Source organism: Georgenia sp. SYP-B2076, from assembly GCF_003991205.1.
Lineage (GTDB): Bacteria > Actinomycetota > Actinomycetes > Actinomycetales > Actinomycetaceae > Georgenia.
Genome location: NZ_RXOZ01000011.1, coordinates 538139 through 560238 on the forward strand (window position 1 = coordinate 538139; position 22100 = coordinate 560238).

Below are 22100 nucleotides of genomic sequence, written 5' to 3' on the forward strand. Positions count from 1 at the left end.
ACCACCGGCTCCCGCGACGTCGGCGGGCGCCTCCCCCTGCGCACAGCCCGCACGGGGGCCGGCGCCCCGGGCCGCGTCAGTACCGGCGCCCCGCGGGACGCGTCAGTAGACGAGGACGGAGTCCACCTGGTAGCCGTCCAGCTTCGCGCGGCCGCGCAGGCCGGAGAGCTCGAGGAGCATGGCCAGCGCGACGACCTGGCCGCCGCTGCGCTCGACGAGCTCGATGGCGGCCGCGCCCGTCCCGCCCGTGGCGAGGACGTCGTCGATGATCAGCACCCGCTGGCCCTCCTCGACGGTCTCGGGCCGCAGCTCCATGCGGGCGGTGCCGTACTCCAGCTCGTAGTCGACGCCGACCACGGGGCCGGGCAGCCGACCGGCCTTGCGCACGGTGATCATCCCCACGCCGAGCTCGAGCGCGAGCGGGGCCGCGAGGATGAAGCCCCGGGACTCCAGGCCCGCGACGGCGTCGACCCGACCGCGGTACTTCTCGGCCAGCCCGCGCACCAGGGACCCGAACGCGTCGCCGTCGGCGAGCAGCGGGGTGATGTCCCTGAACAGCACCCCCGGTGCCGGGAAGTCCGCGATCTCGCGGACGTGCCCGCGGACCAGGTCGGTCAGCGCGTCGGGGAACGCGGTGGTCGGTGTTGTCGTCATCGTCGACCTCTCGTGCGTCGCTTGGGCTGGGCCGCGGTCCCCAGGTGGTGACCCGCGACGACGCCGACACCGAGCTCCTCGCGGGTCGCCGGCAGGTCCTCTGCGTCGTCCTCGATCGCGCCGGCGGCGGCGCGGGCCTTCGCGCGGTGCGCGAGCACCGAGCGGGTGTGCTTGGCGATCGGCGCCTGTCGCTCCCTCAGCACCACCTCGAGGGGGGTGGCGATGAAGATCGACGACGCGGTGGACAGGAGCATGCCCACGAACAGCGCCAGGGCGATGTCGCGCAGCGTGCCGGCTCCGAGCAGGAACGCCCCGACGAACAGGACGGAGGCGACCGGCAGCAGGCCCGTGACCGACGTGTTGATCGACCTGATGAGGGTCTGGTTCACCGCGAGGTTGGCGCCCTCGGCGTAGGTCCGCTTGTTCTGGTTGAGCAGGTGGGCGTTGTTCTCGCGGACCTTGTCGAAGACCACGACGGTGTCGTAGAGGGAGTACCCGAGGATCGTGAGGAACCCGATGACCGAGGCCGGCGTGACCTCGAAGCCGACGAGCGCGTACACGCCCACGGTGATCACGAGGTCGTGGAGCAGGGCGCCGATCGCGGCCAGGGACATGGTCCAGGTGCGGAAGTACGCGGCCATGACCACGGAGACGAGGACGAGGAAGATCACCAGGCCCTGGATGGCCTTGGCCGTGACGCCGGCGCCCCAGGTGGGGCCGACGAACGTCGCGGCGACGTCCTCCACCGGGACGCCGTAGGCGTCGGCGAGCCCCTGCTGGACCTGGTCGGTCTGCTCGGGGGTCAGCTCGCCGGTCTGGACGCGCAGGGAGTCGGTGCCGACGGTGGAGACGCGCGGCGGCTCACCGGCGCCCAGGTCCGCGAGCACGGTCTCGGCCCGCTGCTGGTCGAGCGTGGCCGCCCCGGAGACGGTGAACTGCGAACCGCCCCGGAACTCGATGCCGGGGTTGATCCCCTTGATCCCGAGGACGAGGAGCGAGCCGATGACGAGCGCGAGGCCGACGGCCAGCCAGCGGCGGCGGTGGCCGACGATGTCGGGCGACCGCTTGCCGGTGTAGAGCTCGTTGCCGATCGTGGCGAGGCTGGGCATCACCGCTCACCTCCTGCGGAAGGGCTGTCGATGGGGCGCTCGGACGCGGGCGGCGGGTCCGCCGGATCACCCGGTGGCGGCGCGGCGGCCGGGCCGGCCTGGTCGGCGGCCTCCGCCTCGCGGCGGCGGGCCTCGGCCCGCTCCGCGGCGCGGCGCTCGGCGATGGTCATCCGCGGCGCGTCGTCGATCGGCTCGGTCGCCACCGGCGCGGCGCGCCGCTCGGCGCGCCCGGGGCGGGCCTCGGCGCCGCCGGCGGAGGAGCCGACGCCGGCACCGACGAGGGTCTTCTCCTCGGCGCCGGCGCGCGCCGGTCGGGCGGGTGCCGCGGACGGGCCGAAGCGCCCGCGGCCGCGGTACGTCGACGCGGTGGCGCCGAGGTGGACCGGGTCGAGCCCGGAGAGCCGGTGGCCCTGGCCGAAGAACTTCGTGCGCACGAGCAGCTGCATGAGCGGGTGCGTGAACATCACGACGACGACCAGGTCGATCAGGGTCGTCAGGCCCAGGGTGAACGCGAAGCCGCGCACCCCGCCCACGGCGAGGAAGTACAGCACGACGGCCGCGAGGAAGTTGACCGCGTCCGAGGCGAGGATCGTGCGCCGGGCACGGGACCAGCCGTGGTCGACGGCGTCCGCGAGGATGCGGCCCTCGCGGACCTCGTCGCGGATGCGCTCGAAGTAGACGATGAACGAGTCCGCGGTGACACCGATCGCGACGATCATGCCGACGACGCCCGGGAGGGAGAGCCGGTAGCCGATCGTCCAGGAGAGGAGGGCGATCACCCCGTAGGTGAGCGCCGCGGCGATGAGGAGGCTCGCGACGGCGACCAGGCCCAGCCCGCGGTACTGCCAGAGCATGTACAGCACGACCAGCGCGGCGCCGAGGATGCCGGCGAGCACGCCGCGCGCCAGCTGCTCGCTGCCGAGCGTGGCCGAGATCTGGTCCTCGGACTGGACCTCGAAGTTCAGGGGCAGGGAGCCGAAGTTCAGCTGGTTCGCCAGGGCCGTGGAGCTCTCCCGGGTGAAGCTGCCGCTGATCTGGGCGCGGCCGTCGAGGATCGCGTTCTGCATGACGGGGGCGGAGATGACGAGCCCGTCGAGCACGATGGCGAACTGGTTCTGCGGGGGCTGCTGGCCCACGAGGCGCTGGCTCACCTCGGCGAACTGCTTGGTGCCCTCGCGGTCCATCTGGAGGGAGACGATCCACTGGCCGGTGCTCACGCCCTGGTTGTTCGTGCCCATGCCGGAGGACGCGGAGCTGATGCGCGTGCCCTCGAGGTCTGTCGGGCCGAGGACGTACTTGGCGCTGCCGTCGGTGGAGCACGCCACCAGCGGGGCCGCCGGGTCGTCGGTGATGCCGCCGGTGCGGTTGGCCGGGTCGGTGCAGTCCAGCGTGAGGTAGTCGTAGGTGGTCTGCTCCGTGAGCCAGGCGAGGTCGGAGTTCGACGTGGGCGCCGCGGTCGGCTCGGTGGAGAGCTGCCCGTCGCCGTTGGTGTCGGCAGCGGTCCGCGCGGCCTGCTCGACCTCCTCCCGGGTGGGCGGCGTCGTCGGCGTCTCGGTGGGCGCGGGTGTCGCGCCGTCGGCGGGCTGCTGGGCGGCCGCCGCGGCGGCCGGGTCGATCGTCGTCGGCGCGCCGACGAGCAGGACCGGGCGGAAGCGCAGCTGGGCGGAGCGCCGGACGAGGTCGAGCGTGGCCTTGTCGGGCTTGCCCGGCAGGGACACGACGATGTTCTGCCCGCCCTGGCTCGTGATCTCCGCCTCGGAGACGCCCGAGGCGTCCACGCGCTGGCGGATGATCTCGATCGCCTGGTCGACGTCCTCCTGGGTGACCTTGGAGTTGTCGGTGGTCTTGGGCGTGAGGATCAGCTGGGTGCCGCCCTCGAGGTCCAGCGCGAGCTTGGGGGCAAAGGTGGCGTCAGAGAGCCGGTTACCCGCCACCACCGACCCGAGCAGGGCGATGAGGAGGACGAACAGGAGGCCGAGGGTCCGGCGTGGACGTGCTTTCGGGCGTTGCGCCACCGATGTCTTCTCTCGTGCGGGGCGTGCCTGCGGCACGGCCTGTGCTGTCGCGGTCGGGCGGGAGGGTCAGGCGCGCGGGCCGGCGCCCGTCTCCCCGTCACGCTTGTCAAGGTCCAGCGGCGTGTGCCCGTCGGGGCGCGTCGCGTCGTCCGGACCGGCGATCAGCGTCGACGCGTCGTCGGGGACCACGAGGGACTCGTCGGCCTGCTCCTCGTCGTGCACGACGGCGAAGGGCGGCTCCTTGATCTCCTTGATCGCGGTCTTGAACCAGATGGTCTCCACGCCGGAGGGGCTCTCGAGGGTGACCACGTCGCCGTCGATCTCGACGATCCGGCCGAAGAACCCGCCGATCGTCATCACCGAGGTGCCGGGCACCATCATCTCGTCCATGCGTGCGCGCTGCTCGGCGACCTTCTTCTTCCCGCGGGTGGTGGTGAACCACATGACACCGATCATCAGTGCGAGGAAGATAAAGAGTTCATATCCCATGAGGGCGTGGCTCCGGTCAGATCGTGGGCAATAGCCCCATGAGTCTAGGCGAGACGCGCGCCTGCCCCCAACACCCCGCGCCCGTGAACCGCCACACCGTCATTTTCCGGCGCGCATTTCTCGGCGCGTGCGGGGGCGCCGGTGCGTTCAGGCGAACAGCATCCCGTCGGCCGGCCGTGCGATGCCGAGGTGGTCGTAGGCGGCGCTGGTGGCCATGCGGCCCCGCGGGGTGCGGATCACGAGGCCCTCGCGCACAAGGAAGGGCTCGGCCACGGTCTCCACGGTCTCGGGCTCCTCCCCCACGGTCACCGCCAGCGTCGTCAGCCCCACCGGCCCGCCGCCGAAACGGCTGCACAGCGCCTGCAGCACGGCGCGGTCGAGGCGGTCCAGGCCCAGGCGGTCCACCTCGAAGACGTCGAGCGCGCCGTGCGCGGCGGCCAGGTCGAGCACGCCGGTGCCGCGCACCTGGGCGAAGTCCTGGACCCGGCGCAGGAGGCGGTTGGCGATGCGCGGCGTGCCGCGCGAGCGCGAGGCGAGCTCGCGGGCGGCGTCGTCGTGCAGCGGGGCGCCGAGCAGCCCGGCGCTTCGCCGGAGGACCCGCTCGAGCTCGGCGGGCGAGTAGAAGTCGAGGTGCCCGGTGAAGCCGAAGCGGTCACGGAGCGGCGCGGGTAGCAGGCCCGCGCGGGTGGTGGCGCCCACCACGGTGAACGGCGGCAGCGCCAGCGGGATGGACGTGGCGCCTGGCCCCTTCCCGACGATGACGTCGACCCGGTAGTCCTCCATCGCGAGGTAGAGCATCTCCTCGGCCGGGCGCGCCAGCCGGTGGATCTCGTCGATGAAGAGGACGTCGTGCTCCTGGAGGGAGGACATGATGGCGGCCAGGTCGCCGGCGTGCTGGATCGCGGGACCGGAGGTGATCCGCAGGGCGCCCTCGACCTCCGCGGCGATGATCATCGCCAGCGTCGTCTTGCCCAGGCCGGGCGGCCCGGAGAGCAGGACGTGGTCGGGCGGAGTCTGGCGGCCCTTCGCCGCGTCGAGCAAGAGTGAGAGCTGGTCGCGCACGGTCTCCTGGCCGACGAAGTCCTCCAGGCGCCTGGGGCGCAGCGCGGCCTCGGCGGCCCGCTCGACGTCGTCGGCCCCGGCGCCGAGGACCTCCCGGTCCTCAGCCACGGCCGTGCCCGCCGAGGTGCTGCAGCGCGGCGCGGAGGATGGCGGGCACCTCGGTGGGGCCGCCGTCGCCGGACAGCACGGCCTCGACGGCCGTCTCGGCGACCTTCTCGCTCCAGCCCAGCTGCACGAGGGCCTCGACGACCTCTGGCGCGCGTCCGCCGCCGGTCGCGGCCGGGGTCGCGGACGGCACACCGTCCGTCGGGGCGCCGAGCTTGTCGCCGATCTCCAGGACGATGCGCTGGGCACCCTTGCGCCCGATGCCGGGGACCCGCTGGAGTGCGGCGAGGTCCTCCCCCGCGACGGCGCGGCGCAGCGCGTCCGGGGTGTGCACGGCCAGCATGGCCAGCGCCAGGCGCGGGCCCACGCCCGAGACGGTCTGGAGCGTCTCGAAGACGCCCCGCTCGTCGTCGTCGGTGAAGCCGAAGAGGGTGAGCGAGTCCTCGCGGACCACCAGCGAGGTCGCGAGCCGCGCCTGCCGTCCGGGGGCAAGGCCGGCGAGCGTCGTCGGTGCGGCGTGCACGAGCATCCCGACACCTCCCACGCGGACCACGGCGTGGTCGAGGCCCACGGCCTCCACCTCGCCCGTCACTGACGCGATCATGTTCCTCCGGTCACTCCTGCGCGCACCCACCGCGCGCGACGAACAGCTGTACGACTGTGAACCTACCCCTTGGGGGCGACGGCCCCGGCCCGCCGCGCCCCCCGCTCCGCCTCGGCCCAGATCCGCTGCGCCGCGGTGAGGCCGCCGCCGGTCGCGCGCGGCAGGGTGTCCGCCCCGCCGTACTGGGCCCGCACCGCGCTGCCGGCGCCGCCGCCGCGCCACGCGTGGCAGATGGCCAGGGCGAGGGCGTCCGCGGCGTCCGCGGGCTTGGGGCGCTCGGCGAGCCCGAGGATGCGCCTGACCATCTCCTGGACCTGCGCCTTGTCGGCGCGGCCGTTGCCGGTGACGGCCGCCTTGACCTCGCTCGGGGTGTGCAGCGCGAGGGGCAGGTGGGCGCGGGCCGCGGCGAGCATGGCCACCCCGGCCACCTGCGACGTGCCGGTTACGCTGCGGACGTTCGACTGCGCGAACACGCGCTCGACGGCCACGACGTCGGGCCGGTGCCGGGTGAGCCACTCGTCGAGCGTCTCGGCCACCGTCAGCAGCCGCAGGTGCGGGGCCTGGTCCGGGGGCGTGCGCACCACCCCGACGTCCACGAGGCTGACCTTGCGGCCGGCGGTGGACTCGACGACGCCGAGCCCGCACCGGGTCATGCCGGGGTCCACTCCGAGGATGCGCACGCCGCTACTCTCGCACCGCGTGCCCACACCGGGGCGCAGCGCCCCTGCGCGTCCGGCGGACGTGCCGGGAATCACGCCGCCGGACGGCGCGCGGGTCGGTCAGTCCTCCTCGTCGAGCGCGGCCATGACCTCGTCGGAGGCGTTGAAGTTCGCGTAGACGTTCTGGACGTCGTCGCTCTCCTCGATCGCGTCGATGAGGTGCAGCACCTTGCGCGCGCCGTCGACGTCGACGTCGACCTCCATCGACGGCACGAACTGCGCCTCCGCGGAGTCATACTCGATGCCGGCCTCCTGCAGCGCGGTGCGGACGGCGACGACGTCGGTCGCCTCGGAGCGGATCTCGAAGGCCTCACCCAGGTCGATGACCTCGTCGGCGCCCGCGTCGAGCACCGCCGCGAGGACGTCGTCCTCGTTCAGGCCGTCGGTCTTGGGGGCGATGACGACGCCGCGCCGGTTGAACAGGTACGCCACCGAGCCCGGGTCGGCGAGGTTGCCGCCGTTCCGGGTGAACGCGACGCGGACGTCCGAGGCCGCGCGGTTGCGGTTGTCCGTCAGGCACTCGACGAGGAGTGCGACGCCACCGGGGCCGTACCCCTCGTACATGATCGTCTCGTAGTCGGCGCCACCGGCCTCGACGCCGGAGCCGCGCTTGACGGCGCGGTCGATGTTGTCCGCGGGCACGGAGTTCTTCTTGGCCGTCTGGACGGCGTCGAAGAGCGTCGGGTTGCCGGCCAGGTCACCGCCGCCCGTGCGGGCGGCCACCTCGATGTTCTTGATCAGCCGCGCGAAGAGCTTGCCGCGCTTGGCGTCGATCGCGGCCTTCTTGTGCTTGGTCGTGGCCCATTTGGAGTGACCGGACATGTGATCTCCTAGCTGCTTCGGTCGTGCGTGCGTGGCACGGCGGTGGCGTCCCGGACCATCGTGACGAAGAGACGGTGCACCCGCGTCTCTCCTCCGATCTCGGGGTGGAACGCGGTGGCGAGCAGCCTGCCGTACCGAACTGCCACGATCCTACCGTCGCCCTCGTCGCCCGGGGCCCGCGTGCGGGCCAGGACCTCCACGCCCTCCCCCGCGCGCTCGACCCACGGGGCGCGGATGAACACCGCGCGCAGGGGCGGGTCGTCCGGGCCCGCGCCGAGCGCCGGGGCGAGGAGGTCCTGCTCGAAGGAGTCGACCTGGCGCCCGAACGCGTTGCGCCGCACCGTCATGTCGATGCCGCCGAGCGTGGCCTGGTCGGCGGTCGCGCCCTCCACGCGGTCGGCGAGCAGGATCATGCCCGCGCAGGAGCCGTAGACCGGCAGTCCCTCGGCGATCCGCCGGCGCAGCGGCTCGAAGAGGTCGAAGGCGCGGAGGAGCTTCTCCATCGTGGTCGACTCGCCGCCGGGCAGGACCAGCCCGTCGACGGCGGCGAGCTCCGCCGCCCTGCGCACCGTGACCGCGGCGGCGCCCTCCGCGGTCAGGGCGACGACGTGCTCGCGCACGTCGCCCTGGAGGGCGAGGACGCCGATGGTCGGGGACACCTGGGTCCGCGCGGGCGAGGAGGGGGAAGCCGTCACGAACGGCAATTCTATGTCCGCGCCGGTACCGCTCCCCCGCGCCGGGCAGCGGGGCGGCGGACGGTCCGCCCGGTCGTCAGAGCGACGACTCGTCCAGGTGCGGGGTCGTGCCGTCCCACCCGTGGGTCAGCAGGGCGCGCAGCAGGTCCGGCAGCGGCCGCGGGTACACGGTCGTCCCGGCGGCGACGGCGGCCTCGAGCTCGGCCAGCGGCCACCAGCGCACCTCGTCCAGGACGTCGCGCTCGAGGTCCGTCCAGCCCGCGTCGACGATCGCCGCCGCGGAGGAGACCCGGGCGAGGAAGAACTCCTCGTCCTGCCGGCACGTGACCCGGGCGAAGTCGAACACCGCGCTCCGCGTGAGCACCGGGCCCTCGAGGTCGCCCGGCCCGACGACCAGGCCCGTCTCCTCGAGGACCTCCCGGGCGGCACCGACGCGGACGTCCTCCGTCGCGTCGAGCCCGCCGCCCACGGTGAACCACCAGGACCGGGTCACCTCACCGGCGTCGTGGCCGCGCACGAGGAGGACCCGACCCGACTCGTCCACGAGGATCACCCGCGCGGCCCGCCGGAACGGCACCCCGTCCGGGCCCGGGACCCACTCGGGTCCCAGGCCGTAGGTCAGGACGTCAGCCATGCCGGGCCAGGGTCACCAGCCGCGCTCGGCCAGGCGGTGCGGGACGGGGATCTCGTCCACGTTGATGCCGACCATGGCCTCGCCCAGACCGCGGGAGGCCTGGGCGATGACGCCGGGGTCGTCGAAGAAGGTCGTGGCCTTGACGATGGCGGCCGCGCGCTGCGCGGGGTTGCCGGACTTGAAGATGCCCGAGCCGACGAAGACGCCCTCGGCCCCGAGCTGCATCATCATGGCCGCGTCCGCGGGGGTGGCGATGCCGCCGGCGGTGAAGAGCACCACCGGGAGCTTGCCGGCCACGGCGACCTCCTTGACGAGGTCGTACGGGGCCTGGAGCTCCTTGGCGGCGAGGTACAGCTCGTCCTCGGGAAGGTTCTGAAGGCGCCGGAGCTCGTCGCGGATCTGACGCATGTGGGTCGTGGCGTTGGAGACGTCGCCGGTCCCCGCCTCGCCCTTGGAGCGGATCATGGCCGCACCCTCGGTGATGCGGCGCAGGGCCTCGCCGAGGTTGGTGGCGCCGCAGACGAAGGGCACGGTGAACCGCCACTTGTCGATGTGGTGGGAGTAGTCGGCCGGGGTGAGGACCTCGGACTCGTCGATGTAGTCGACGCCGAGGGACTGAAGCACCTGGGCCTCGACGAAGTGGCCGATACGGGCCTTGGCCATGACGGGGATCGTGACGGCGCTGATGATGGAGTCGATCATGTCGGGGTCGCTCATGCGCGAGACCCCGCCCTGGGCGCGGATGTCAGCGGGGACCCGCTCGAGCGCCATGACGGCGACGGCGCCGGCGTCCTCGGCGATCTTGGCCTGCTCGGCCGTGACGACGTCCATGATGACGCCGCCCTTGAGCATCTCGGCCATGCCCCGCTTGACCCGCGCGGTGCCCTGCTGCGGCGACTGGGCATCTCGCTCGACGGTGGCGAACTCGTTCTCTGACACGGTGACCTCTACGGGACGGGGGACGGACAGGGCCGAGTCTAGTCGGCGCCCGCACACGCCCTCCGCCACGTCTCAGCGGCGGTCAGGGGCCCGCGGTCAGGGCGCGGCGGCGGCGAGCACCGAGCGGCTGCGCAGCACCGTGTCCAGCAGCTCTCGCTCGTCGCGGCGCACACCGACGTCGTACCGGCCGCTCAGCCCGCGCTGACGGGCGAACGCCAGCGCGGTGGCCGCGGCCTGGAACTCGGTCATGGCGGCGCCGACGCGCGGCCCGCGGGACGCCGCCCAGGCGCGCGCCCGGCGTCGTCCCCGCATCGACGTCAGCATGGTGATCTCGTACGGGGCGAACCAACCGGCCTGGGCGTACTCGGTGAGCCGGTTGCCGATGGTGGCCTTCTCGTCGTTGCGCAGCCACACCACCAGGACGATGCCCGCGACGAAGAGCGGCACCTGGAACAGCCAGTAGAGGGCCTGGTACACCGCGAGGACGGCGGAGGCGTTCCAGACGGCGTGCAGCAGCATCGCGGAGACCAGGCCGAGCGGGAGGAGCCACACCCAGGCCGCGCGGCTGCGGGCGCGGGACGCGAACCCGAGCGCGATGCCCGTGCAGGCCGTGAAGGTCACGTGCGCGAACGGCGCCTGGAGCGCGCGGGAGACGAACACCTCGGTGAGGCTGTCCTGGAAGCGGACGAAGTACAGGACGTTCTCGGTGAACGCGAAGCCCGCCGCGACGACGGCGGCGTAGACGATGCCGTCGACCGGGCCGTCGAAATAGCGCCGGCGGAGCAGGAAGATGAGCAGGACGCCCAGGCCCTTGGCGCTCTCCTCCACGACGGGCGCGCCGAGCACCGAGGCGACGACCTCCGTGTGCATCGCGCTGCCGGTGGCCGCCAGCACCATGCGGCTGAACTGGTCGTTGAGGGAGAGCGAGACGGCGGTGGACACCCCGATGCCCCAGGCGAGCGCGGCGAGGAGCATGCTGCGCGGCTCGGGCTCCCAGCGGTCGACCCAGCTGACGACGACGAGGACGCCCACGAGCGGGCCGAACGCCAGCACCCCGGCCACGGCGGTGGGGACGGTGCCGCCCTCGCTGAGCACCAGGGACAGCACCCAGATCACGCCCACGAGGCCGAGGGCGATGCCGACCGTCTCCACCACCAGCGTGGAGGTGCGCCGCGGCGGCGCCTGACGCCACTGGGGCTGCGCGGGGAACGGCGCCCCCGGGGCGTGCGGTCCGCTGCTCATGCGCGCCACCCTAGGGCCATCACGGCGACGACGGCGGAGCGGGACCGCGGCTCAGTGCTGCGGCCGTGCGTCGTCCATGTCGAAGGGCTCGGGCAGCGGGGCGCGGCCGGCGAGGTGGAACACCCGGACGACGCTTCGGGCCCGGATGCGCCGGACCTGCTGGACGTGGGCGTTGTGGAACCGGCGGGCCAGCTGCAGGCGGTACCAGGCCTGGTCCAGCTGGGCGAGCACGTCGCGGGCCCTGGGGTCCTCGGCCAGCTCCGCGCGCTCCTCGTCGGCGCCGAGCACGGCCCGCAGGGTGCGGCTCAGCTCGCTCTCCAGCAGCCCACGGTCCACCCGCGGCCCGCCCGCCGGGTCGGGCGGCGGGGCGGCCAGGGCGTCGGCCTCGGGCCGGCCCTCCAGGCCGTCGCGGACGAGCCCGACGGGGGCGGCGTCGATGGCCCGCAGCGCCACGTCCGTGACGATGAGGGCCTCCGCCGGGTCGAGCACGCCGCACCCGGCGAGCTCGGTGGCCGCGGTGGCGCGCCGCACCAGCTGGGCCTCGAGGGTGGTCCTGGAGCGCAGCACGGTGCGGTGCAGCCGGTCCACCCGCGAGGCCTGGACCCACAGCGCCCACGCCGCGACGGCCAGGACGCCGACGGCGACCAGCGCCCACTCGCTCAGGCCCACGTCTGGCCCTCTCCCCCGGTGACCAGCTGGGTCGCTGCCCGCAGCCGCCCGAACATGGTGCGTGAGCGCGGGTCCTCCCGGACCCGGGCGTGGGCCGTCGAGAGCACGAGGTCGTAGACCGAGAGCACCTGGCTCGTCACCCGCGACCAGTCGTAGCGCCGCACGGCGACGGCGGCCCGCTCGCGTGCCGCCCGGGTCGACGCCGGGTCGCGGAGCACCTCGACGAGGGTGCGCGCCAGGCTGGCGCTGTCGCCGCGGTGAAAGAGCCGGCCCAGCTCCCCGCCGTCGAGGACGGCCTGGAAGGCGGGGATGTCCGCGGCGACCACCAGCGAGCCGGCGCTCATCGCCTCCACGAGGACGATGCCGAAGCTCTCGCCGCCGGTCTGCGGGGCGACGTAGACGTCCACCGAGGCGAACAGGCTGGCCTTCTCCTCGTCGCTGATGCCGCCGAGGAAGGTCACGGAGTCCCCGAACCGGGCCAGGAGGGCGCGCTCGTCGGCGGCGTCGCCGCGGCCGGCGACGAGGAACCGCGCGCCCGGGACCTGCTCGAGCACGGGGCCGACGGCGTCGGCCAGGATGGGCAGCCCCTTGCGGGGCTCGTCCAGGCGGCCGAGGAACGCCACGGTGGGCCGCTGCGGCGTCCCCGACCAGGCGGGGTTGCGCGGCGCGGCGGCGAACCGGTCGACGTAGACGCCGTTCGGGACGACGACGGCGTCGCCGCCGAGGTGCTCCACCAGGGTGCGCCGCGCCTCCTCGGACACCGCGATCCGCCCGGTGATCTTCTCGAGCATGGGGCCCACGAGCGGCGAGATCGCCTGAAGCGCGCGCGAGCGTTCCATGGAGGAGTGGAAGGTGCCGACGACGGGACCGTCGGCCACCCACAGCGCCAGCATGCCCGCCGACGGGATGACCGGCTCGTGGATGTGCAGCAGGTCGAAGTCGCCCTGATCGACCCAGCGGCGCACGCGCCCGGCGACGACTGGCCCGAAGTTCAGCCGCGCGACCGAGCCGTTGTACGGGATCGCCACCGCCCGCCCGGTGGAGACGACGTAGTCGGGGACCGGCGTGGCGTCCTCCGCGGGCGCCAGCACGCTCACCTCGTGGCCCAGGCGGATCAGCTCCTCCGCGAGGTCACGGATGTGGAACTGCACCCCGCCCGGCGCGTCGAAGGAGTACGGGCAGACCATGCCGACCCGCATCAGCGCGGGTCCCGGGCGGCGGGCGCCGCCGTCGGCACGGAGGCGGGTTCCGCCGTCGGAGCGGGGCCGGCGGCGGCGGGTTCCGCCGTCGGTGCGGGGCCGGCGCCGGCGGGTTCCGCCGTCGGAGCGGGGCCGGCGGCGGCGGGTTCCGCCATCGGTGCGGGGCCGGCGGCGGAGCGGGCCAGGCGGTCGGCGTCGAGGTCCTCGAGGAAGACCTTCTGGAGCATGTGCCACTGCGCCGGGTGACGGCGGATCGCGTCGGCGAGCCAGTCGACCCAACGCTGCGTGAGCTGCTCGACCGTGTCCTCCCTGCCGCGGTCCAGGCGCGGGGAGAACTCGATCACGAGGCCCCACGGCGTGCCGGCCGCGCGGCGGCGGGCGCCGCGGAGCCGCTCGTGGCGCACCATCGTGGCGTGCAGGGCGCGGCCGGCGGCCAGGCTCAGTGCGGCGGGGCCGGGCGCGACGCGTGCGCGGTGGCCGAGCAGGTCCACCTCGATGCCAGTGCGGGACAGGTCGCGGTCGGCGAGGAGCGGGATGATCGCCGCCTCGGCGCGCGCGTGGCGGAGCAGGTCACGGAAGACGGACCCGCCCTTCTCCAGCGGGATGATGGTCATCCCCAGGCCGGTGCGGAAGTCGAGGAAGCCCTGGAAGATCTCCTCCGGCTCCAGGTGCTCGGCCACGGTGACGACGTGCGCGAGGTCCTGCTCGCCCCAGGCGCCGGCAAGGTCCCAGTTGCCCGAGTGGGACAGGGCCGCGACAACGGAGCGGCCGGCCTCGAACTCGGCCCGCAGCGGGCCGTCGCCGGTCACCCGGACGCGCGCGGCCACCTGCTCGGCGGACATCCCCGGCAGCTGGAAGGCCTCCCGGTAGTAACGCAGGTAGGCACGCAGGTTCTGCCGGGACACCCGGCGCAGGGCGCGCCGGCCCAGGTCCGGGCGGATGCGCGCGAGGTTGGCCTCGAGCTGCCGGATGCCGCCGACCCGGGCGAGCCACGCCCCGTCGGCGGCCAGGCTGAAGAGCCCGCGGGTCACGGGCTCGGGCAGCCGCACCACCGCGCCCTGCGCGAGCCGGAAGACCCGCACGGCGTCCAGGCTCACCGTGGCGCGCCTTCGGAGCCCCCCGGGGCGGACGGGCCGGACGTGCCGGGCGCCTCAGTCCCGCGCGCCTGGACGTAGACGGTGCGCATGCGCTGGACGACGGTGACGGCGCTGGCCAGGGCGAGCAGCCCGAGGGCCGCCGTCATGACCTCGGCCGGGAGCCCGAGGCCGACCAGCAGGGTGGCGACGAGGACGACGACGAGGCGGTCGGCCCGCTCGGCCAGCCCGATGTTCGCGGTCATGCCGAGCCCTTCGGCGCGCGCCTTGGCGTAGGGCACGACGCCGCCGAGTACGAGGCAGGCAAGCGCGGCCGCGGAGGTCGCGGTGCCCGTGGCGCCGTCCAGGTGGCGCAGCGACCAGAGCAGGACGCCGGAGAAGATGGCCGCGTCGGCGAGGCGGTCCATGGTGGAGTCCAGGAACGCCCCCCAGCGCGAGCTCCGGCCCAGCTGCCGGGCCATCTGACCGTCGAGGTTGTCCGCGACGACGAGCGCCCCGAGCACGAGCGCCCCCACGGCGAGATGGCCGGTGGGCAGCAGCGTGAGGGCGGCGCCCGTCACGGCCACCGTGCCGACGACGGTGACGACGTCGGGGCTCACTCCGAGGCGCACCAGCAGCCGTGCGGCCGGCCCGAAGACGATCGTGGCGAAGCCTCGCCCGCTCCTGCTCAGCACTACTGCTCCGTCCTGCGGGCCGCGTGCCCGTCCGTCGCGGCGACCTGGTCCCAGCCGCGCGCGAGCAGGTCCCGGGTGTCCCCGAGGATCTGCGGCAGCGCCTTGGTCCGGGCGATGATCGGGAAGAAGTTGGCGTCGCCGCCCCACCGGGGCACCACGTGCTGGTGCAGGTGCCCGGCGATGCCGGCCCCCGCGACCGCGCCCTGGTTCATCCCCAGGTTGAACCCGTGGGGCGCGGAGACGTCGCGGAGCACCCGCATCGCGGTGGCGCTGAGGGTGCCGATCTCGTCGCGCTCGTCGTCGGTGAGGTCGGTGAGGTCCGCGACGTGGCGGTACGGGCAGACGAGCAGGTGCCCGGGGTTGTACGGGTAGAGGTTGAGCACCACGTACGCGGACGCGCCGCGGTGGACGATCAGGCCGTCCTCGTCGGTGCGCCCGGGGGCGCGGCAGAACGGGCACGCCGCCTCGCCGTCGTCCTCGGGGCGGTCGTCGCCGTCGATGTACGCCATCCGGTACGGGGTCCACAGGCGTTGGAAGGCGTCCGGGACACCGGCGTGGTCGGCGGCCGGCTCGGCCTGGACGCGGTCGGGCTGGGCCGGCTCGGCCGCCGCCGGCTCGGCGCCGCTGCGCTGCTCGTCCACGCTCAGACCTGCTCCCGGCCGGCGATGGCTGCCGTGATCCTCTCGACCGCCTCGGCGACCGGGACCTGGTTCTCCTGGTGGCCGTCCCGGAACCGGAACGACACGGCGCCCGCCTCGACGTCCTCGCCGCCGGCGATGAGCACGAAGGGCACCTTCTCCTTGGCGGCGTTGCGGATCTTCTTGCCGAAGCGGTCGTCGGAGTCGTCGAGCTCGACGCGCACGCCCTTGGCCCGCAGCTGATCGAGGACGCCGCGGAGGTAGTCGTCGAAGGCGTCGGCCACCGGCACGCCGAGCACCTGCACGGGGGCGAGCCACGCCGGGAACGCGCCCGCGTAGTGCTCCAGCAGCACGGCGAAGAACCGCTCGATCGAACCGAACAGGGCGCGGTGGATCATCACCGGCCGCTGCCGCGAGCCGTCCGCGGCGGTGTACTCGAGGTCGAAGCGCTCTGGCAGGTTGAAGTCCAGCTGGATCGTGGACATCTGCCAGGTGCGGCCGATGGCGTCCTTCGCCTGGACGGAGATCTTCGGGCCGTAGAAGGCCGCGCCGCCCGGGTCGGGCACGAGCTCGAGCCCGGACGCGGTGGCGACCTCCTCGAGGGTGCGGGTCGCCTCCTCCCAGGCGTCGTCGGTGCCGACGGACTTCTCCGGGTCGCGGGTGGAGAGCTCGAGGTAGAAGTCCTCCAGGCCGTAGTCCTTGAGCAGGCCGAGGACGAAGGTGAGCGTGCGGGTCAGCTCGTCCTTCATCTGCTCGCGGGTGCAGTAGATGTGCGCGTCGTCCTGGGTGAAGCCGCGCGCCCGGGTGAGGCCGTGGACCACGCCGGACTTCTCGTACCGGTAGACCGTGCCGAACTCGAACAGCCGCAGCGGCAGCTCGCGGTAGGAGCGGCCGCGGGAGTCGAAGACGAGGTTGTGCATCGGGCAGTTCATCGGCTTGAGGTAGTAGTCCTGCCCCTGCCGGCGCACGTTGCCCTCGGCGTCGAGCTCCTCGTCGAGGTGCATCGGGGGGTACATGCCCTCGGCGTACCAGTCGAGGTGCCCGGAGATCTCGAACAGCTGCTTCTTGGTGATGTGCGGGGTGCTGACGAAGGAGTAGCCCTCCTCCAGGTGCCGACGGCGGGAGTAGTCCTCCATCACGGTGCGCACGATCCCGCCCCTGGGGTGGAAGACGGCGAGGCCGGAGCCGATCGCGTCGGGGAAGGAGAACAGGTCCATCTCCGCGCCGAGGCGGCGGTGGTCGCGCCGCTCGGCCTCGGCGAGCCGCTCCGTGTAGGCCTTCAGTTCGTCCTTGCTGGGCCAGGCGGTGCCGTAGACGCGCTGGAGCTGGGGGTTCTTCTCACTGCCGCGCCAGTAGGCGGCGGCAGAGCGCATGAGGGTGAAGCCGTTGCCGAGCAGCTTGGTCGAGGGCAGGTGCGGCCCGCGGCACAGGTCCTTCCAGGCGACCTCTCCCCCGCGGCGGACGTTGTCGTAGATGGTCAGCTCGCCGCCACCCACCTCGACCGAGGCGCCCTCGGCGACCTCGCCGTCGGAGTCGTGCCCGGGGCCCTTGAGCCCGATGAGCTCGAGCTTGTAGGGCTGGTCGGCGAGCTCCGCGCGGGCCTCCTCCTCGGTGACGACCCGGCGGCGGAAGGTCTGCCCCTCCTTGACGATGCGGGACATCACCTTCTCCAGCGCCTTGAGGTCCTCCGGGGTGAACGGCTGCTCGACGTCGAAGTCGTAGTAGAACCCGTCCTTGATGGGCGGCCCGATGCCGAGCTTCGCGTCGGGGTTGACCTGCTGGACCGCCTGGGCGAGCACGTGCGCGGCCGAGTGCCGCAGGATCATCAGGCCGTCCGGGCTCTCCAGGGTGACGGGCTCGATGCTCGCGCCGCCCGGCAGCGTGGCCAGCTCGACGGCGAGGTCCCGCAGGTCGCCGTCGACCCGGAGGGCGACGACGTCGCGGCGGTCGGCGAAGAGGTCCGCGCCGGTCGTCCCACCGGTGACCGTCTGCTGAACGCCGTCGATGGTCAGTGGGTGGTCGGTGGCCACGGTGTGTCTCCTGCTCGTGCTGCGGATAAGGACACAGCGATCGTACCGATGCGGCGGCAGGCGCCCGACGTCGCCGCCGGGCCGGGGTACCCGGCGGCGGCCGCCGCTCCGCCCGGGGACGACGAAGAGGCCCGGAACCATGCGGTTCCAGGCCCTGGTGGATCACCCATGGGCTCTTAAGGCTGAATCTGGAAGGCAATCGGAGGAGGCTGAAACTCGAGTGGCTCACGAGGCGGCGGGACCGGATCACGACCGGGTTGAGTGCCAGGGAGGACCCGCCGATGCTGAATGACGCACCACCTCGTTCTGACCACGCAGCCGATCGCCGGATCCCAAAGACGTTCGCGGGTCCTCCGTGGTCCAGCGGACGCTTGGAGCTCAAGCGATGCGACTTCTACCTGGCGATATGGAACCCATCGTCCCAGGTCACGGCGGCACCCGTCGCTCATGACTCGCCTACGCCATCGGTGGATCCAGGATCAGAGGGAACGCTCACGGCGATTCCGGTGGCGTTTCCAACCTCTGTGTGAGGGGGGTGCTGGCCAGGTCGTGAGCACCGGTGAAGGTCCAGCGCCGTCGGTAGCGACGGCGGCGCGTTCGGCCGTGATGTGATCGAGGTTGTCCACGGCACGGCCGGGCTAGGGGCACGCCCGTAGCCAGTTCGCGGCGGTCGGCCGCCGGGAGGCCGAGCTTGTCCCGGGCGCGGGCGACGAGGACGCGATGCCTCCGCGAACGGCTTACTAACATTTCCGGCGAAAGTGTTAGTAGTATCGCCGACGTGGAGACACTTCCCGTCCCTGGCCTCGGCTACGAGGACCACACCTGGGTCGCCGAGAGCGACGGCACGTCCTCGCGCGCCAAGATCTCCGCCGCCTCGGGCCCGTACCGCTCCGCCGTCGTGCCCGACCTCGCCGAGTACGACCCTCGACTCCCGGCCGACCTCGCCGCGGACGCCGAGGAAGCCACCTCCGCGTTGTCGCGCTTCGACGCCTACGCCCGCTCCGTGCTCGGGGTCGACTCCCCCACGCTCGGGCCGATGTCGTCCATCCTGCTGCGCACCGAGTCCACCTCCTCGTCGCAGATCGAGAACCTCACAGTCGGCGCCCGCCAGCTCGCCCTGGCCGAGATCGGCCAGTCCACCTCCGGCAACGCCCAGGTGGTCGTCGCCAACGTGCGCGCCATGGAGGCCGCGCTCGAACTGGCCGACCAGCTGGACGAGCAGGCCGTGCTGACCATGCAGGCCGAGCTGCTGCACGCCCAGCCCGGCTGGGAGCAGCACGCCGGCCGCTACCGCGACGGACTCGTGTGGGTCGGCACCAGCAGCATCTCCCCGCGCGGTGCCTCCCATGTCGCCCCGCAGCCCGAGCAGGTGCCCGCCGCGATGGCGGACCTGATGCGGTTCATGCGCCGCGACGACCTGCCCGTGCTCGTCCAGGCCGCCATCGCCCACGCCCAGTTCGAGACGATCCACCCGTTCGCCGACGGCAACGGGCGCACCGGCCGAGCCATCGTGCACGCGCTGCTGCGCGCCAAGGGCGTGCTGCGCTCGACCACGGCGCCGGTGTCGGCCGGACTGCTCAAGGACACCGACGGCTACTTCGACGCGCTGACCGCGTACCGCGCCGGCGACGCCCGTCCCATCGTCGAGCGGTTCTCCGACGCCTCCCGGTTCGCCGCCTTCTCCGGCGCCCAGCTCGTCGACGACCTCGCCGCCCAGGTCGACGACGCCCGCCAGCGGCTGACCGGCTTGCGCCCCCAGGCCGCGGCTTGGCGGGTCGTGCCGCACCTGGTCGCCCACCCGGTGGTCAACGCGAACCTGCTGACCACCACCCTCGGCCTGAACCAGATGGCCGCCCAGCGCGCCCTCGCCCAGCTCACCGACGCCGGCGTGCTCGAGGAGCGCACGGGGAAGCAGCGCAACCGCGTCTGGCAGCACCTCGGGATCATCGAGGTGCTCGACGTCTACGCCCAGCATCTGCGCCGGACCTGACCCGGGTGCCTGGTTACGACGACCATCACCACGACGCGCACCGTCGCCTGAGACGCACACCGTGGCCATCGCCGCCGCCCAAGAAGGCGCCCGCGCGGCCGGAGCGAAGGAATCCACCCTCGGCGCCGGCATTGCCGCCGCGACGGACTTCGTCACCGACGTCGGTCGCCACGCAATCACCGACGTCACGGTCGGCGGGGAACGGGGAGACCTGGTCGCACGCATCACTGTGACCGGCACCGCGACTTCCGTCCTGCCCGGCTTCGCACCGCAGATCACCGCGCGGGCCGAGGCACCCGTGGAAAAGGGCGACGGCACCATGAACCGGCTGCGGAGGCGCTTGCACCGCGGCGGCGACCGCGGGTCGTCGTCGCTCGAGGCGGCGATTGTCGTGCCCGCGTTCATCCTCTTCGTCGGTCTGCTGATTTACGCCGGCCGCACCGCCGTCGCCCACCAGGGCGTCGAGGGCGTCGCCTACGACGCCGCCCGGTCCGAGTCCATCGCCCGCACCCCCGCCGAGGCCCAGACCCGTGCCGCGACGGCGGTCGACTACGCGCTCGTGGCTCAAGGGCTGCGGTGCGCGAGCCACGACATCGACCTCGACGCCTCCGGCCTGGACAAGCCGGTCGGTCAGCCTGGCACGGTCACCGCGACCGTCTCGTGCACGATCGACCTGGGAGACCTCGCCGTGCCCGGCGTGCCGGGCCAGCGCACGGTTTCCGCGACCATGTCCGCCGTCGTCGACGCCTACCGGGCGGCGCCATGAACCGGCTGCGCCAGGCCGTGTGGCGGTGGCTGGCGGCGGCCGGGCGTGACGAGCGCGGCTCGATCTCGGTGTGGGCGGCGACGTCGGCGGTCATCATGATGATCTGCGTCGGCATCGCCCTCGACCTTGGCGCCCAGGTCCACGCCCAGCAGCACGCCCGCGGCGTCGCCGCGCAAGCGGCCCGCGTCGGCGGCCTGCACCTGGATGCCGCCGCCGTCACCGGCGCCTATCCGTCCATCGCTGTCGGCGAGGCCCGCGTCGCCGCGCAGGCCTACCTCGACGCCTCCGGCGTGGCGGGGACCGTGACCGTCACCGGCGGCGACACCGTGCACGTGTCCGTGACTGACACCTACGACCCACGCTTCCTCGAGATCTTAGGGGTCTCGAACCTGACCGTCACCGGGGATGCCTCCGCCCAGGTGATTCGCACGTTGGGAGACCGCGAACAATGACCTCCCTCAAGCAACGGCTCTTCGGGCTGCTCGTCACTCTCGGCCTGGTCGCCTTCGCCGTCGGGTTCCCCGCGCTGCTGACGCTCATCGGTCTCAGCCCCGCCGGCATCGCCGCCCACCCCGCGTGGGCGCACCTGCTCGACGCCGCGGACTGGAAGGTGGTGTGGGTCGGGCCGGGCATCTTGGGCTGGGGCGTGTGGTCGGTCCTGGTCTACTGCCTGTTCGTCGAGCTGGTCGCCGCAGTCCGTAACGTCCACGCCCCTGAGCTCCACGGTCTGTCGCTGCCGCAGCACACGGCTCGCACCCTGATCGCGTGAGCCGCGCTGCCTTTCATCACCACGAGCGTGTCCGTCCCGCTCGCCGCCACCGCCGCCGCCGGCTCGGAGGGCCGCCGCCACCACCGAGGACGACGTCGCCTCCCTCGACCCACCCGTCCCGCAGTCGACCGCGGGCGCTGTGCTCGCGGCCTACCCGACCCTTGAGGACGACCTGAAGCTGTGGCGAATGGGTGACAAGTGCCCGGTGCCGCGGGTGATGCTGCTCGGCAAGCTCCGCGCCACCGCGCACGGCGTCAGCAAGGAGGTGTCCGAGCGCAAGCATCACTACATCGAGCTGATGACCTACCTGTGGTCTCACCCGCACGGCGTCACCTCAGCGACTCTGGCCGATGAGTTCGGGTACACGCGCGAGCGCGCCCGCGTCGAGGTCAGCCATCTGCGCAAGTACCTCGGCACCGACCCGCGCACCGGCGAGACCTACCTGCCCACCGCCCCAGGCACCCGCGAGCGCACCGAGAACGGCTGGACCGGCTACACGCTGCGCGGCGTGCTGTTCGACGTCGACCTCTTCCGCCGCCTACGCGCCCGTGCCCAAGCACGCGGCGCCGACGGGATGCCTGACCTCCTCGCCGCTCTGCGCCTGGTCCGCGGTGAGCCGTTCGCGGACCTGCGCCCCGACTCGTGGAGATGGATGTTCGAGGGCGAACGCTTCGACCAGGAGTTCGCCGCCGCGATCAGCGACGTCGCCCACCTCATCGCCAACCGCGCCATGAAGGACGGCGACCTGCCCACCGCCCGCCGCGCCGCCGAGATCGCACTCAGCGCCTCCCCATACGACGAAATCTCCCGCCTCGACCTCGCCAAGGTCGCCGAGCTCGAAGGCAACCACGCCGAGGCCGCGCAGATCAGGGGCGAAGGCATCTTCGAGCGCACCGACGACTACCGCGGCCCGCTCGACCCGTCGGAGCGGACAGGAAAGATCGCGTCGACGCGTCGACGCCGCCCCTAGCGGCGGTTGGCGGGTGGGTCTGGGCGCCGACGAGGCGCTGGAGTTCCTCCACACTCATGAGGTACGCGTCGCGGCGGGTGCGGTCGGGGCGTTTGTCGGCCTCAATGGCGACCTGCTCGTCGAGCATCCGCTGGTACATGTCGGCAAACGGTGCGTGAGCGTTGCCCCGCGGTCGTTCTTGGCAGAGAAGGCGTACTGCAGCTCCGGCCAGC

General features: G+C 73.2%; 23 protein-coding genes. 5 read left to right on the top strand and 18 right to left on the bottom strand.

Annotated features, from left to right (window positions below; all coding sequences use genetic code 11):
• Nucleotides 1-102 precede the first annotated feature (102 nt).
• The 18 genes from EJK16_RS07270 to thrS all read right to left on the bottom strand — a co-directional run bounded on the left by EJK16_RS07270 (nt 103) and on the right by thrS (nt 17393).
• Nucleotides 103-654, bottom strand: a complete 552-nt coding sequence (locus EJK16_RS07270) for an adenine phosphoribosyltransferase (RefSeq protein WP_127127753.1) — start codon at nt 652-654, stop codon at nt 103-105.
• Nucleotides 651-1763 (bottom strand): protein translocase subunit SecF, encoded by a 1113-nt coding sequence (secF, locus tag EJK16_RS07275; RefSeq protein ID WP_127127755.1) that lies wholly within the window; start codon nt 1761-1763, stop codon nt 651-653. Before secF ends, EJK16_RS07270 begins: the two co-directional genes overlap by 4 nt.
• On the bottom strand, nt 1763-3778 hold the full coding sequence (secD, locus tag EJK16_RS07280; protein WP_127127757.1) for a protein translocase subunit SecD: 2016 nt from the start codon (nt 3776-3778) through the stop codon (nt 1763-1765). The genes secF and secD overlap by 1 nt, the downstream gene beginning before the upstream one ends.
• 66 nt (nt 3779-3844) lie before the next feature.
• Nucleotides 3845-4267, bottom strand: coding sequence for a preprotein translocase subunit YajC (gene yajC, locus EJK16_RS07285; protein ID WP_127127759.1), 423 nt, complete (start codon nt 4265-4267; stop codon nt 3845-3847).
• Nucleotides 4268-4414: 147 nt separating this feature from the next.
• Complete coding sequence (gene ruvB / locus EJK16_RS07290; RefSeq protein ID WP_127127761.1) at nt 4415-5437, bottom strand: Holliday junction branch migration DNA helicase RuvB; 1023 nt, start codon at nt 5435-5437, stop codon at nt 4415-4417.
• Nucleotides 5430-6038, bottom strand: coding sequence for a Holliday junction branch migration protein RuvA (ruvA, locus tag EJK16_RS07295; RefSeq protein ID WP_127127763.1), 609 nt, complete (start codon nt 6036-6038; stop codon nt 5430-5432). Before ruvA ends, ruvB begins: the two co-directional genes overlap by 8 nt.
• Nucleotides 6039-6100: 62 nt before the next feature.
• Nucleotides 6101-6718 (bottom strand): crossover junction endodeoxyribonuclease RuvC, encoded by a 618-nt coding sequence (gene ruvC / locus EJK16_RS07300; RefSeq protein ID WP_127127765.1) that lies wholly within the window; start codon nt 6716-6718, stop codon nt 6101-6103.
• Nucleotides 6719-6817: 99 nt separating this feature from the next.
• On the bottom strand, nt 6818-7579 hold the full coding sequence (locus EJK16_RS07305) for a YebC/PmpR family DNA-binding transcriptional regulator (RefSeq protein ID WP_127127767.1): 762 nt from the start codon (nt 7577-7579) through the stop codon (nt 6818-6820).
• 8 nt (nt 7580-7587) lie between these two features.
• On the bottom strand, nt 7588-8274 hold the full coding sequence (pdxT, locus tag EJK16_RS07310) for a pyridoxal 5'-phosphate synthase glutaminase subunit PdxT (protein ID WP_164737217.1): 687 nt from the start codon (nt 8272-8274) through the stop codon (nt 7588-7590).
• A gap of 76 nt (nt 8275-8350) precedes the next feature.
• On the bottom strand, nt 8351-8908 hold the full coding sequence (locus tag EJK16_RS07315; protein ID WP_127127771.1) for an NUDIX hydrolase: 558 nt from the start codon (nt 8906-8908) through the stop codon (nt 8351-8353).
• Between the two features lie 12 nt (nt 8909-8920).
• The gene (pdxS, locus tag EJK16_RS07320) at nt 8921-9847 is read right to left on the bottom strand and encodes a pyridoxal 5'-phosphate synthase lyase subunit PdxS (protein WP_127127773.1); all 927 of its coding nucleotides are present in this window, start codon (nt 9845-9847) and stop codon (nt 8921-8923) included.
• A 96-nt stretch (nt 9848-9943) separates the two neighbouring features.
• A complete protein-coding gene (locus EJK16_RS07325) occupies nt 9944-11089 on the bottom strand; it encodes a PrsW family intramembrane metalloprotease (RefSeq protein WP_127127775.1) in 1146 nt (381 codons plus the stop codon).
• 51 nt (nt 11090-11140) lie between these two features.
• Nucleotides 11141-11758, bottom strand: coding sequence for a hypothetical protein (locus tag EJK16_RS07330; protein ID WP_127127777.1), 618 nt, complete (start codon nt 11756-11758; stop codon nt 11141-11143).
• The gene (locus tag EJK16_RS07335; RefSeq protein WP_127127779.1) at nt 11749-12957 is read right to left on the bottom strand and encodes a glycosyltransferase family 4 protein; all 1209 of its coding nucleotides are present in this window, start codon (nt 12955-12957) and stop codon (nt 11749-11751) included. The genes EJK16_RS07330 and EJK16_RS07335 overlap by 10 nt, the downstream gene beginning before the upstream one ends.
• Complete coding sequence (locus EJK16_RS07340) at nt 12957-14054, bottom strand: phosphatidylinositol mannoside acyltransferase (protein WP_127127781.1); 1098 nt, start codon at nt 14052-14054, stop codon at nt 12957-12959. Before EJK16_RS07340 ends, EJK16_RS07335 begins: the two co-directional genes overlap by 1 nt.
• Nucleotides 14051-14725, bottom strand: coding sequence for a phosphatidylinositol phosphate synthase (gene pgsA / locus EJK16_RS07345; protein WP_127127783.1), 675 nt, complete (start codon nt 14723-14725; stop codon nt 14051-14053). Before pgsA ends, EJK16_RS07340 begins: the two co-directional genes overlap by 4 nt.
• Complete coding sequence (locus EJK16_RS07350) at nt 14725-15366, bottom strand: HIT domain-containing protein (RefSeq protein ID WP_370275976.1); 642 nt, start codon at nt 15364-15366, stop codon at nt 14725-14727. The genes pgsA and EJK16_RS07350 overlap by 1 nt, the downstream gene beginning before the upstream one ends.
• A 2-nt stretch (nt 15367-15368) precedes the next feature.
• Entirely contained in the window at nt 15369-17393 is a 2025-nt protein-coding gene (gene thrS, locus EJK16_RS07355; RefSeq protein WP_240645835.1) for a threonine--tRNA ligase, read from the bottom strand.
• A 778-nt stretch (nt 17394-18171) separates the two neighbouring features.
• On the opposite strand from thrS, the gene EJK16_RS07360 reads away from it, so the two are divergent.
• The 5 genes from EJK16_RS07360 to EJK16_RS07380 all read left to right on the top strand — a co-directional run bounded on the left by EJK16_RS07360 (nt 18172) and on the right by EJK16_RS07380 (nt 21888).
• Nucleotides 18172-19383: a Fic family protein gene (locus EJK16_RS07360; protein ID WP_127127787.1), complete on the top strand. Its 1212-nt coding sequence runs from the start codon at nt 18172-18174 to the stop codon at nt 19381-19383.
• Nucleotides 19384-19444: 61 nt separating this feature from the next.
• The gene (locus EJK16_RS19810) at nt 19445-20149 is read left to right on the top strand and encodes a TadE family protein (protein WP_205739629.1); all 705 of its coding nucleotides are present in this window, start codon (nt 19445-19447) and stop codon (nt 20147-20149) included.
• The gene (locus EJK16_RS07370; RefSeq protein ID WP_240645836.1) at nt 20146-20601 is read left to right on the top strand and encodes a TadE/TadG family type IV pilus assembly protein; all 456 of its coding nucleotides are present in this window, start codon (nt 20146-20148) and stop codon (nt 20599-20601) included. The genes EJK16_RS19810 and EJK16_RS07370 overlap by 4 nt, the downstream gene beginning before the upstream one ends.
• Entirely contained in the window at nt 20598-20918 is a 321-nt protein-coding gene (locus EJK16_RS07375; protein WP_127127789.1) for a hypothetical protein, read from the top strand. The genes EJK16_RS07370 and EJK16_RS07375 overlap by 4 nt, the downstream gene beginning before the upstream one ends.
• Before the next feature lie 187 nt (nt 20919-21105).
• Nucleotides 21106-21888, top strand: coding sequence for a bacterial transcriptional activator domain-containing protein (locus EJK16_RS07380; protein WP_127127791.1), 783 nt, complete (start codon nt 21106-21108; stop codon nt 21886-21888).
• The last annotated feature ends 212 nt before the right edge of the window (nt 21889-22100 follow it).